Source organism: Burkholderia sp. 9775_39, assembly GCF_015712225.1.
GTDB classification, from domain to species: Bacteria; Pseudomonadota; Gammaproteobacteria; order Burkholderiales; family Burkholderiaceae; genus Burkholderia; species Burkholderia cenocepacia.
Genome location: NZ_JACCQC010000001.1, coordinates 227560 through 239580, shown reverse-complemented (window position 1 = coordinate 239580; position 12021 = coordinate 227560). Strand labels below are relative to the sequence as shown.

Sequence of the window (12021 nt, the reverse complement as noted above, 5' to 3'; positions counted from 1 at the left end):
CCACACGGATCAGGAACGTCATTCACACATGATGCAGACGGAAATCGAAATACCGGGGCCTGTCGGCCCGCTGAGCGGCACGCTGTCGTCTCCAGCGGCGGGCGATGCTCCGGTGGTGCTGATCGTGCCGGGATCGGGTCCGACCGACCGGAACGGCAACGGACCAAACGGCCTTCAGGCATCGACTTACCGGTTGCTCGCCGAAGGATTGCTCGGCCAAGGTATCGCGTCGGTTCGCATCGACAAGCGCGGCATGTACGGTAGCGCTTCGGCGATCGCGGAAGCGGACGACGTCACGATCGACGACTACGCGGCAGACGTCCGCGCGTGGGTGGCGGCCATCCGTGCGCGGACCGGTGCGCGCCGCGTATGGGTGCTGGGGCATAGCGAGGGAGGATGGGTCGCGTTGTCGGCGGCGCGGCAAACCGCCGACATCCACGGCCTGATCCTCGTGTCCACGCCGGGGCGGCCGCTCGCACAGGTGTTGACGCAGCAACTGCGGTCGAACCCCGCGAATGCCGCCGTTCTGGGCAACGCGATGTCGATACTCGAATCGCTCGAAGCCGGGAAGACGGTCGACGCAGCCACGATCGATCCTGCACTGATGCCGTTGTTCAGGCCGCAGGTTCAGCGGTTCCTGATGAGCGAACTGGCCATCGATCCGGCGGCCCTTCTGGCCGGGTATGCGAAACCGGTGCTGATCGTGCAGGGCGCGCGCGATATTCAGGTGGGCGTGCAGGACGCGCAACGGTTGAAGGACGCGAGTCCAGGCGCCCGGCTGACGATCGTCGCGAATGCCAATCACGTGCTCAAGGCCGTTCACACGGATACGCTCGACGACAATCTTGCCGCGTATTCGAACCCGGATCTCCCTGTGGCAAGCGGTGTGGTGGAAGCCATTGCGGCGTTCGTTCAGGCATCGCCAGACGATCGGTGCGCGCGCCACGCGTTTCCGCAACAAAAAACCGAGCGATGATCCACACGATTCGATTCCGGGTTCGACCGGTTTATCACGGTAGCGATCTGCTGGTCGAAATACTCGACGACCATCGTGCGGCCGACTTTCCCGACGTCGCCGCCATGCTCCGGGATGCGCTGCATTCCGTCCGGCTCGCGCATCCGGACGGCCTCGACGACCCGCAGCTCGCCGGGTCGCAGGACCGCTATTTCAGCTATTGGTCGTATGCCCGCGGCCACTATGAAATCGACGACGATCTCTGGGGATGGTGCGTGACCGCGCCGGTCAACAATCGGGCCATCGTCGCTGACATCGAACAGGCGCTGCTGGCGACCGGACGATTCGTCAAGGAAGCCGCGGATGTCGGCAAGTTTGCATAACGCCAACGGACCACATCCCCCGACACGTCGCCCCTACCCCGCTAATCCAGATACGGCGCCAATACGCCCCCGATCCAGTCCATGAAAGCCCGCACGCACGGCGAAAGGTTGCGCCGATGAGCGACGGCGAGCGATGCGGCGAGCGGCTCGGGCCGCCAGTCCCCGGCAACACCTCGACGAGCGCGCCGCGTCGACATAGGCGCAGCCGCACTTCATCGTGGCTTCGGCACGGGGACTTGCACTTGCAAAGCGATCTGTGTCAAAGCCGGCGCGCCTGCGATGCGCGCTTACATCCGGTAGCCCGGTTTTTTGTACAGCGTTGCGGCACGCGCCTCGATATCCGGACGATAGACTTCTTCCTTCCACCTATCCGAGGGAATTTCCTCGAAGCCGACTGACACGGACTCCTGACCATAACCGAGTATCGTCATCACGTCGCGTGTGATGGCGTCCGCCAGACGTTGCTTCTGCTCCTCGGTTTTCCCGGGCCACGCTTTGACGATGATGTGGGGCATAGCGTTCTTCTCCGACATTCGACAACGGCCGCATGCGCGCGGCCGTACTCAATAGGCCTGATTCGTGGGCCGGAACAGCACTTCGTTGATGTCCACGTCGTCGGGCTGGCTCATCGCGTATTCCACCGCGCGCGCGAACGCCGATGCCGGGATGGCCTGCTGATACACCTGGCTCATGCCCTTCGCGACGTCCGGGTCGGTAATGGTCCGGGTCAGCTCGGTCGCCACCGCCCCCGGCGACAGGATGGTCGTGCGGATGTTGTGCGGCTTGACCTCCTGCCGCAAGCCTTCGGTCAGCGCGCGCACCGCATGCTTGGTCGCCGCGTACACGGCGCCGCCCGGGCCGACCTTGTGCCCGGCCACGGACGACACGTTGATGATGTGCCCGCCCTTCTGCCGGATCATGTGCGGCAGCGCGGCGGCGATGCCATACAGCACGCCCTTGATGTTGACGTCGATCATCCGGTCCCATTCGTCGACGTGCAGGCGTTCGAGCATCGAGCTCGGCATCAGCCCCGCGTTGTTCAGCATCACGTCGATGCGGCCGTGCAGGTTGACCGCGCGGTCGACCAGGCGCTGGACTGCGTCGCGTTCGGTGACGTCCGTTTCGAGCATCGCTTGCCGTCCCGCGCCGATTTCGTCGGCGAGCCGCTCCAGCCGGTCCACGCGACGCGCGCCGAGCACCAGCTTCGCACCGCGTTGCGCCAGATGCCGCGCGGTTTCTTCGCCGAGGCCGCTGCTCGCGCCGGTAATAACGACGACCTTGCCGTCGATGTTGTCGGTCATGATGTTCCTCTCTTCAGTTGCGCGCAGGTCACGCCGCGCGCCGTGAAAACACATCCTTGAACACGGGCATCGCCGAAAAGACGTTCGGCCATCCCGCGTAGAACGCCAGTTGCGTCAACGCCTCGGATGCCTCGGCCTGCGTGAGCCCGTTGTCCATCGCGCGGTTCAGGTGATACGGGATCTGCGCCACCTGGCCGTTGGCGACGAGCGCACTCACCGTCACCAGGCTGCGGTCGCGCGGCGCGAGCCCCGGGCGAAGCCACAGGTCGCGAAACAGCGCATCGGTCGTGTACTCGACCACGCCCGGCGCGACGGCGCCGAAGTTTTCCGCGACCGTCCGTGCGCGCTGCGCCTCGGCCGCCTCGTTCAGCGGCAGCGGCGTGGCGTCCGCCGGCGCAAGCTGATCGGGCCCGATGCCGCGTTCGTCATAGACGTGCTTGACGACGATCGACGCGGCGCTCGCGTGGGCCCATCCCGCGTAAAAGGCCAGGTGCGCGATCATTTCCGATATTTCCGCGGGCTTCACGCCGTGATCCAGCGCGAGGCGGACATGCAGCGGCATCTCGACGGTCTGGCCGCGGGCGATCAGCACCGACAGCGTCACGATGCTGCGATCGCGCGGCGACAGGTGCGGCCGCTTCCACAAGCCGTCGAACACGGTGTGCGTCGTGTATCGCTCGAAGGCCGGGGCGACCGCTTTCAAATCGGGGGAAGACAAGGGTTCCTGCATGGTGTCGGTCCTTTGCATGTGAGTGCACGCGGCGGCGAGCAGCGCCAGGCCCGTCGCGGCGACGAACCGCAACGGGCGACGCGTGCGATCGTCACCGTGCGCCGTATTGCACATCGGTGACGGGTTCGGGCCAGTTGACGTTGCGTCCATCGCTTTTCGCCCCGTCAACCGACGCGGCCAACGACCTCCAGCCGGCATCGGAGTCAGGGCAGCGGGCGCGTTCATTGCGGTTCGCCGCTACCGAGGTATTGCTCGTCCGTCACCTTGTCCAGCCAGTCGACGTTCTTGCCGTCGAGCGCTTCCTGAATCGCGATATGGGTCATCGCGGTGGTCGACGTCGCGCCGTGCCAGTGCTTGTGACCGGGCGGGCACCAGATCACGTCGCCCGCGCGGATCTCGACGCGCGGCTCGCCGTCGCATTGCGTCCAGCCGCAGCCGGCGGTCACGAGCAGCGTCTGGCCGAGCGGATGCGTGTGCCATGCGGTGCGTGCGCCCGGCTCGAACGTCACGCTGGCGCACGACACGCGCGCCGGCGGCGGCGGTGCGTTCAGCGGGTCGATCCGGACCGTGCCGGTAAACCATTCGTCGGGGCCCTTGATCGAGGGCTGCGAGCCCGCGCGCTTCAGTTCCATGATGTCGTCCTCTACCGAAAAAGGTGCCGCATGGATCGCTCCGGCGGCCAGCCATCCCACTTTAATGACTCGCGATTCATGCGACTAGATGGCAAAATCGGCATAGGCCTATGCTGTGGTGCATGAATCAATGGAAGACTTCAACGACCTGGCGGCGTTCATGACCGTCGCGCGCGAGCGCAATTTCACGCGGGCGGCCGCGCAACTCGGCGTGTCTCAATCGGCGTTGAGCCGAACGGTGCGCGCGCTGGAGGGGCGCATGGGCATTCCGCTGCTGACGCGCACGACACGCAGCGTGTCGCCGACCGAGGCCGGCCAGCGGTTGCTGGAATCGATCGCCCCACGCTTTCAGGAAATCGAGGTGGAACTGGAATCGCTGCGCGCGATGACGGACCAGCCGGCCGGCAACGTCCGGATCACCGCGACCGACTATGCGGCGAACGAGTACGTGTGGCCACGGCTGCAACCGCTGCTGCGCCGGTATCCGGCGCTCAAGGTCGAGCTGGTGAACGACTATGGTCTGACCGACCTCATCGCGGGCCGCTACGACATCGGCATACGGCTCGGCGACCAGGTCGCCAAGGACATGGTCGCGCAGCGTATCGCGCCGGACATGACGATGTCGATCATCGGTTCTCCCGATTACCTCGCGTCCCGGCCCGCGACGAAAACGCCGCAGGACCTGACACAACACAACTGCATCAATCTGCGGTTGCCGACCAGAAACGCGCTGCTATCGTGGGAGTTGAGCAAGGGACGCCGCGAGTTGCAGGTTCGCGTCGAAGGGCAGTTGACGTTCAACAACGTCTATCAGATGGTCGACGCGGCGCTCGCCGGCTTCGGGCTCGCATATGTGCCGAAGGATCTGGTCGCGCATCACGTCGAAGCCGGCCGGCTCGGCTGGGTGCTGGAGGACTGGTTTCCGACGTTCGTCGGGCATCACGTCTATTACCCGAGCCGGCGCAAATCGTCGCGGGCGGTGGAGCTCGTGGTCGACGCGCTCAGGGCCGGGTATCAGCGCAACCCGCGGCAAGGATGAGCGGTCACGCCCGTGGTTCAGTAGCCGGCAGCTTCCGAAAGGCCATGCCCCATGCACGCGCTGCCGCAGGATCGAACGTAACGGGGTGGAGTCCCGGGCAAACGTGATCGGCCATCACGACCTCGATACGCGTGGCACGTCGAACCCCGCCGTCGCGCGACAGAATCTCGCCCGACGACATCGATCCCGTGCAGCGCATCACTTCGGAAACGCGCCCCTGCTCATCGCATCGAGCTGCCGGACGATTTCCGCGCGCAATTCGGCCGATATCTCGATGCTGTCGAGCAGTTCGGAAATCCACAACCCGTCGGCCGCGAGCCGGCAGATCATCAGCGTCGCGGCCTGCTCGAGCGGCACCGGGTCGGGTCGCGTCCATTCTCGCATCGGCACCGACCAGCGCGCGCGCGTGTCCTGCTCGGTGATCATCGACGCGACGAGCACGCGCAGCACGTCGGTACTCGCGGCCGGATTGGCCGCATCGAGCACCGCATGCAGATACGCACGCGCCGCCGCGCCGTCGCCGCCGGAATCCGCCGCCATCCGCGCGGCCATCTGCGCGCCGAACCGCTCGGTCGCCTGCCCGAACAGCGCATCCAGCAGCCCCTGCTTGTTCGCGAAGTGATATTGCAGCGCGCCTTTCGTCACGCCGGCACGCTCGGCCACCGCATCGAGCGTCAATGCGGCCACGCCGTGATGCGTCGCGATCTCCGATGCAGCCGCCAGCAATTGCGCGCGCACCTGGTCCGGCGCTTTTTTTCGCCGCACGCCGGCCACGGCGGCAGCCGGCGGCGCCGATGATCCTTCAGGGGCCCGTGCATCGGGCGCTCCGGCCGGTTCGACGGGCGCGGACACGTCGCGCGGCGCGGGTTCGAGGCGTTTTTTCATGGTGCGGATGGTAGCACTGCACGTCTCGAGATAAACATTCCGGCTGGATGGTATGATCCGCCGCATGAACAAATCGGCCCCCTCTCCCTGGTCCACGCTCGACACTGCCATCGCCCGTGGACGCGACGCACTCGTGCGCCTTCAGCAGCCCGACGGCAGCTGGTGTTTCGAACTCGAATCCGACGCGACGATCACCGCGGAATACATCCTGATGATGCATTTCATGGACCGGATCGACGACGTGCGCCAGGAGAAGATGGCGCGCTACCTGCGTGCGAACCAGCGACTCGACACGCACGGCGCCTGGGATCTGTACGTCGACGGCGCGCCGGACGTGTCGTGCAGCGTGAAGGCGTACTTCGCGCTGAAGGCGGCCGGCGACAGCGAACAGGCGCCGCACATGATCCGCGCGCGCGACGCGATCCTGAAGCTCGGCGGCGCGGCGCGCTCGAACGTGTTCACCCGCATCCTGCTCGCGACGTTCGGCCAGGTGCCGTGGCGCGCGGCGCCGTTCATGCCGATCGAATTCGTGCTGTTCCCGAAGTGGGTGCCGATCTCGATGTACAAGGTCGCGTACTGGGCGCGCACGACGATGGTGCCGCTGCTGGTGCTGTGCTCGCTGAAGGCGCGTGCACGCAATCCGCGCAACGTCTCGATCCGCGAGCTGTTCGTCACGCCGCCGGAACAGGAACGCCGTTACTTCCCGCCCGCGCGCGGCATGCGCCGGCTGTTCCTCGCGCTCGACCGCGCGGTGCGGCATATCGAGCCGCTGATGCCGAAGCGCCTGCGGCAGCGCGCGATCCGGCATGCGCAAGCGTGGTGCGCGGAACGGATGAACGGCGAGGACGGGCTCGGCGGCATCTTCCCGCCGATCGTCTACAGCTACCAGATGATGCAGGTGCTCGGCTACCCGGACGACCATCCGCTGCGCCGCGATTGCGAAAACGCGCTGGAAAAGCTGCTGGTCACGCGGCCGGACGGCAGCGTGTATTGCCAGCCGTGCCTGTCGCCGGTCTGGGATACCGCCTGGAGCACGATGGCGCTCGAGCAGGCGCGCGGTGTCGCGGCGCCGGAAACCGGCGAGACGGCTGCCGGCACGCTGCGCGAACTCGACGAGCGCATCGCACGCGCGTACGACTGGCTGGCCGCGCGGCAGGTGAACGACCTGCGCGGCGACTGGATCGAGAACGTCCCGGCCGACGTCGAACCGGGCGGCTGGGCGTTCCAGTACGCGAACCCGTACTACCCGGACATCGACGACAGCGCGCTCGTCACCGCGATGCTCGATCGCCGCGGCCGCACGCATCGCCACGCGGACGGCACGAATCCGTACGCGCCGCGCGTCGCACGCGCGCTGGACTGGATGCGCGGGCTGCAATCGCGCAATGGCGGCTTCGCGGCGTTCGACGCCGACTGCGACCGCATGTATCTGAACGCGATCCCGTTCGCCGATCACGGCGCGCTGCTCGACCCGCCCACCGAGGACGTATCGGGCCGCGTACTGCTGTGCTTCGGCGTGACGAAGCGCGCGGAAGACCGCGCGTCGCTCGCGCGCTGCATCGACTACGTGAAGCGCACGCAGCAGCCCGACGGCAGTTGGTGGGGGCGCTGGGGCACGAACTACCTCTATGGCACGTGGAGCGTGCTGGCCGGTCTCGCGCTCGCTGGCGAGGACAAGTCGCAGCCCTATATCGCCCGCGCGCTCGACTGGCTGCGCGCGCGGCAGCACGCGGACGGCGGCTGGGGCGAGACGAACGACAGCTACCTCGACCCGACGCTGGCCGGCACGAACGGCGGCGAGAGCACGTCGAACTGCACCGCGTGGGCGCTGCTCGCGCAGATGGCGTTCGGCGACTGCGAATCCGATTCGGTGAAGCGCGGCATCGCGTATCTGCAGTCGGTGCAGCAGGAAGACGGCTTCTGGTGGCACCGCTCGCACAATGCGCCGGGCTTCCCGCGCATCTTCTACCTGAAGTATCACGGCTATACCGCGTACTTCCCGCTGTGGGCGCTCGCGCGTTATCGGCGGCTGGCGGGTGCTGCCGCGGCACCCCCGGCCGCGGTGGCGGCCGCCGACACGGCGCTCGCCTGAGCGGTCGCGCGCCGGGGTGCGCCGACGCCCCCGGCGCGACCGCCGCGGCCATTCCTTCCCGGCCGGATCACCCGGCCCCCTGCTCCCGCATCCTGGCGAACGCGTCGCGCAAATCCGCGCAGAACGCGTCGCCGATCATCGACAGCGGCTGCGACGCGGACGTCACCAGATAGAAGTGATCGGGCACGGCCGGCTCGAACGGCTTGACGGCCACGCGCTGGCCCGCATACGCGGCCGTCACCGGATCGATCAGCGCGACGCCCGCGCCGTTCGCGACGAACGCGACGATCGTCTGCGACAGTTGCGCCTCGATCGACAGCACGCGCGACACGCCGGCTTCCACGAATACGCGATCGATCGCGCTGCGCGCCTCGAAGCTCGGCGGAAACGAGATGAACGCTTCGTCGCGCAGGTCGGCCGGCTGCACGACGCGCTTGCGCGCGAGCCGGTGCCCGCGCGGCACGATGCAGCACATCGCGGCTTCCGCGAGCCGCTCGCCACGCACCGCCGGGTGCGGGACGGGTTCCGCGATCAGCCCCACATCGCATTGCCCGGACGCGACCTTGTCGACGACGGTGGACGCGCTGTGCGCGAGCAGCGTGATGTCGACACCCGGATGCGCGTGCGAGAAACGCGTGACGAGTTCGGGCAGCAGATCGAGCGCGACGGCGGGCGAGCCGGCCACGCGCAGCGTGCCGCGCCGCATCGCGCGGATCTGCTCGGCGGCCTGCGCGACGCGGTCGAGCCCGACGAACGCGCGTTCGACCTCCTCGTACAGCACGCGCGCCTGCGCGGTCGGCGTGAAACGCCCCTGCTGCCGCTCGAACAGCACGAAGCCGATCCGGTCCTCGAGATCGGCGATCAGCCGGCTCACGGCCGGCTGCGAGATATGGAGATCGCGTGCCGCGCGTGTGACGGTATGGCGCTGCATCACCGCGCGAAACGCTTCGATCTGACGAATCCTGAGCGAGGGCGTGGTCATAACACTGGATTATGGAGCGTTGATCAAGCTGTATTGGACAGCCCATTTTGCCTGTCCGAACATCGGTTCCGCAACGTACTGAAAGCAAGGAGCCGCGCCGCCATGGGATATAACACGCAACCGCCTCACCCGCGACACCGGAGCCGCGCATGACCGTGCGCCGCTTCGACGTCGTCGTGGCCGGCGGCGGTCTCGTCGGCATGGCCATCGCGTGGGGCATCGCGCGTCTCGGCCAGCGCGTCGCGGTGTGCGACGGCGACGACATCGCGTTTCGCGCGGCGCGCGGCAATTTCGGGCTCGTGTGGGTGCAGGGCAAAGGCGGCCGCTGCGTGCCGTATGCGCGCTGGTCGCGCGAATCGTCCGAGCGCTGGCATGCGTTCGCCGCGCAGTTGCAGCGCGAAACCGGCGTGGATTGCGCGTTCGAACGCCCGGGCGGCATCGAGCTGTTCGAACACCGCGCGGAACTCGACGGCGCGACCGACCTGCTCGAATCGCTGCGCCGGCAGGAAGCCGCGCTGTCGTACGAGGTCCTCGATCCGGCGGCGCTGCGCCGGCGCATTCCGTCGGCGTCGCCGTCGCTGGCCGGCGCGCTGTGGTCGCCGAACGACGGTCACGCGAATCCGCTCTATACGCTGCGCGCGATGCTGCAGGCGTTTCAGCGGTGCGGCGGTGTCTATCTGCCGCGCAGCGAGGTCAGCGAAATCCGCCCGCACGCCGGGCGCTTCGAGATCGACACGCGCCACGCGCGGCTCGAAGCCGGGCGCGTGGTGCTCGCGGCCGGCCTCGACAACGCGCGGCTCGCGCCGATGGTCGACCTGCGCGCACCGATCTCGCCGTTGCGCGGCCAGATCATGGTCACCGAACGGCTCGCGCCGTTTCTCGACTATCCGACGCTCGTCGTCCGGCAGACGCCGGAAGGCTCGGTGCTGCTCGGCGACTCGGCCGAAGACGTCGGCTTCGACGACGGCCAGACGCGCCCGGCGATGGTCGACATCGCGCGTCGCGCACGCACCGCCTTCCCCGCGCTCGCGCATGCACGCATCGTGCGCGCGTGGGGCGCGCTGCGCATCATGACGCCCGACGGCCTGCCCGTCTACGAGGCGTCGACCACGCATCCCGGCGCGTTCATCGCGATCTGCCACAGCGGCGTGACGCTCGCGGCAACCCACGCCGATCTCGTCGCGCCGTGGATCGCCGGCGGCGCCGCGCCGGCCGACCTGTCCGCCTTTACCACCGCGCGCTTTGACGCGCCCACGGAAGCCCGGCATGTTTGAATCCCTCGTTCCCGCCGCCGCGACGCTCGAACGCGTGCGCATCCATATCGACGGCACGCCGCACGACGTGCCCGCGCAATACAGCGTCGCGGCCGCGATGCTCGCCGCCGGTTCGGCCGCGTGCCGCACGAGCGCCGTGAGCGGCGCGCCGCGCGGCCCGTTCTGCATGATGGGCGTGTGCTTCGACTGCCTCGTCGAAATCGACGGCGTCCCGAACGTGCAAGGCTGCATGACGCCCGTCGCCGACGGCATGCAGGTGCGCGCGATGCACGGCAAGGCGAGGCTCGCATGACGCGCCGCCAGTGCGACCTGCTGATCGTCGGCGCCGGGCCGGCCGGGATGGCGGCAGCCATCGCCGCGCGCACGGCCGGCTTGTCGGTCGTCGTCGCGGACGAAGGCCGCGCGCCCGGCGGCCAGATCTACCGCAACGTGGCCGATGCACCGGCGCCGCTCGCGCAATGGCTTGGCGCCGACTATGCGGCCGGCCGGCCGCTCGTCGACGGCCTGCTCGCCAGCGGCGCGCATTACCTGCCGCGCAGCGTCGTGTGGCAGGTCGCATTCGAACCGACACCCGTCGCGATGCTCACGCAGAGCGGCCCGTCGCGCGGCACGCTCGAAATCGGCGCGCGCGCGGTGCTGATCGCGACCGGCGCGCAGGAGCGGCCGTGGCCGGTGCCCGGCTGGACGTTGCCCGGCGTGATGGGCGTCGGCGCCGCGCAAACGCTGCTGAAAGCGTCGGGCCTCGCGCCGTCGGCCGACGCCGTGCTGGCGGGCAGCGGCCCGCTGCTGTGGCTGTTCGCCGCGCAATTGCTGAATGCGGGCCGGCGCGTGCGCGCGCTGGTCGATACGACACCGCGCGACGCGTGGCGCCGCGCGCTTCCCCATGCGCTGCCGGCACTGCGCGGCGTCGACTATCTGCTCAAGGGCTGGCGCATGCTGCGTGCGGTGCGCGACGCCGGGATTCCCGTCCATCGCGGCGCGACCGACATCCGCATCGACGGCGACGATCGCGCCGAACGCATCCGCTTTCGCGACGCGGAAGGCGTCGTACAAGCGCTCGACACGTCCCTCGTGCTGCTGCATCAGGGCGTCATTCCGTCGACGCAGCTCGCGCGCGCGCTCGGCTGCGCGCATGAATGGGACGAAGCGTCGGCATGCTGGCGCCCGCAGCGCGACGCGCGCGGCCGCAGCAGCGTGCCGCACGTCTGGATCGCGGGCGACGGCGCAGGGATCGGCGGCGCACAGGCGGCGGCACTCGCCGGCGAAGTGGCGGCGCTCGACATCGCCCGGCAACTCGGTGCGCTCGACGCGCAACGGCAGGCCGCACGCGAACGCCCGGTGCTGCGTGCATGGCGCCGCCATCTCGCGGTGCGCCCGCTGCTCGACGCGCTGTATACGCCGCCCGCCGCGCTGCGCCGCCCCGACGACGACACGATCGTGTGCCGCTGCGAGGAAGTCACGGCCGGCGAGATTCGCCAGCTCGCGGCGCTCGGCTGCCAAGGGCCGAACCAGATGAAGGCGTTTACGCGCTGCGGAATGGGTCCGTGCCAGGGGCGCTGGTGCGGCACGACGGTCGGCGAACTGATCGCCGACGTGCAGCAGCGCGGCGTCGGCGACGTCGGTCACTACCGGATCCGCGCGCCGATCAAGCCGGTCACCGTCGGCGAGATGGCCGATGCCCTCGAACTGTCGAACGATTTTCAGCGCGGCGAATTCCCGAGCTGACGCGCACGCCCACTCTTCCCCAC

13 protein-coding genes and 1 pseudogene are annotated in these 12021 nt (G+C 68.5%); 7 read left to right on the top strand and 7 right to left on the bottom strand.

Features of this window, described 5'->3' with window-relative positions; all coding sequences use genetic code 11:
* Positions 1-28: 28 nt before the first annotated feature.
* Together H0X90_RS01015 and H0X90_RS01010 are read left to right on the top strand one after the other, a co-directional pair.
* Positions 29-976, top strand: a complete 948-nt coding sequence (locus H0X90_RS01015; RefSeq protein ID WP_077190594.1) for an alpha/beta hydrolase — start codon at positions 29-31, stop codon at positions 974-976.
* Positions 973-1338, top strand: coding sequence for a hypothetical protein (locus H0X90_RS01010; protein WP_077190592.1), 366 nt, complete (start codon positions 973-975; stop codon positions 1336-1338). Before H0X90_RS01015 ends, H0X90_RS01010 begins: the two co-directional genes overlap by 4 nt.
* Positions 1339-1379: 41 nt before the next feature.
* On the opposite strand, the pseudogene H0X90_RS36150 reads toward H0X90_RS01010, so the two are convergent.
* From H0X90_RS36150 to H0X90_RS00990, 5 genes and pseudogenes are all read right to left on the bottom strand, one after another.
* A pseudogene (locus H0X90_RS36150) lies at positions 1380-1525 on the bottom strand (LysR family transcriptional regulator); the annotation flags it as partial.
* A gap of 100 nt (positions 1526-1625) precedes the next feature.
* Positions 1626-1853 carry a tautomerase family protein gene (locus H0X90_RS01005; protein WP_006483372.1) on the bottom strand — a complete coding sequence of 76 codons (228 nt, stop codon included), beginning with the start codon at positions 1851-1853 and terminating at the stop codon, positions 1626-1628.
* A gap of 48 nt (positions 1854-1901) precedes the next feature.
* Positions 1902-2639 (bottom strand): SDR family oxidoreductase, encoded by a 738-nt coding sequence (locus H0X90_RS01000; protein WP_048988565.1) that lies wholly within the window; start codon positions 2637-2639, stop codon positions 1902-1904.
* A 28-nt stretch (positions 2640-2667) separates the two neighbouring features.
* Positions 2668-3441 carry a carboxymuconolactone decarboxylase family protein gene (locus tag H0X90_RS00995; RefSeq protein ID WP_338157075.1) on the bottom strand — a complete coding sequence of 258 codons (774 nt, stop codon included), beginning with the start codon at positions 3439-3441 and terminating at the stop codon, positions 2668-2670.
* 149 nt (positions 3442-3590) lie between these two features.
* Complete coding sequence (locus H0X90_RS00990; RefSeq protein WP_006497975.1) at positions 3591-4001, bottom strand: cupin domain-containing protein; 411 nt, start codon at positions 3999-4001, stop codon at positions 3591-3593.
* A gap of 130 nt (positions 4002-4131) precedes the next feature.
* Between H0X90_RS00990 and H0X90_RS00985 the strand changes: the two genes are divergently transcribed.
* Positions 4132-5040 carry a LysR family transcriptional regulator gene (locus tag H0X90_RS00985; protein WP_006497974.1) on the top strand — a complete coding sequence of 303 codons (909 nt, stop codon included), beginning with the start codon at positions 4132-4134 and terminating at the stop codon, positions 5038-5040.
* A gap of 198 nt (positions 5041-5238) precedes the next feature.
* Here H0X90_RS00985 and H0X90_RS00980 read toward each other — a convergent pair whose 3' ends face one another.
* Positions 5239-5925, bottom strand: coding sequence for a TetR/AcrR family transcriptional regulator (locus tag H0X90_RS00980; protein ID WP_077190590.1), 687 nt, complete (start codon positions 5923-5925; stop codon positions 5239-5241).
* Between the two features lie 52 nt (positions 5926-5977).
* On the opposite strand from H0X90_RS00980, the gene shc reads away from it, so the two are divergent.
* Positions 5978-8017: a squalene--hopene cyclase gene (gene shc, locus H0X90_RS00975; RefSeq protein ID WP_060213216.1), complete on the top strand. Its 2040-nt coding sequence runs from the start codon at positions 5978-5980 to the stop codon at positions 8015-8017.
* A gap of 67 nt (positions 8018-8084) precedes the next feature.
* On the opposite strand, the gene H0X90_RS00970 is transcribed toward shc, so the two are convergent.
* Positions 8085-8999 (bottom strand): LysR substrate-binding domain-containing protein, encoded by a 915-nt coding sequence (locus H0X90_RS00970; protein WP_006497971.1) that lies wholly within the window; start codon positions 8997-8999, stop codon positions 8085-8087.
* Positions 9000-9148: 149 nt separating this feature from the next.
* Here H0X90_RS00970 and H0X90_RS00965 point away from each other — a divergent pair, with 149 nt between their 5' ends.
* From H0X90_RS00965 to H0X90_RS00955, 3 genes are read left to right on the top strand one after another with little or no spacing between them, the layout of a single operon-like run.
* Positions 9149-10273, top strand: coding sequence for an FAD-binding oxidoreductase (locus H0X90_RS00965; protein WP_006497970.1), 1125 nt, complete (start codon positions 9149-9151; stop codon positions 10271-10273).
* Entirely contained in the window at positions 10266-10565 is a 300-nt protein-coding gene (locus tag H0X90_RS00960) for a (2Fe-2S)-binding protein (RefSeq protein WP_006485198.1), read from the top strand. Before H0X90_RS00965 ends, H0X90_RS00960 begins: the two co-directional genes overlap by 8 nt.
* Positions 10562-11998 (top strand): NAD(P)/FAD-dependent oxidoreductase, encoded by a 1437-nt coding sequence (locus H0X90_RS00955; RefSeq protein ID WP_034203935.1) that lies wholly within the window; start codon positions 10562-10564, stop codon positions 11996-11998. Before H0X90_RS00960 ends, H0X90_RS00955 begins: the two co-directional genes overlap by 4 nt.
* Positions 11999-12021 lie beyond the last annotated feature (23 nt).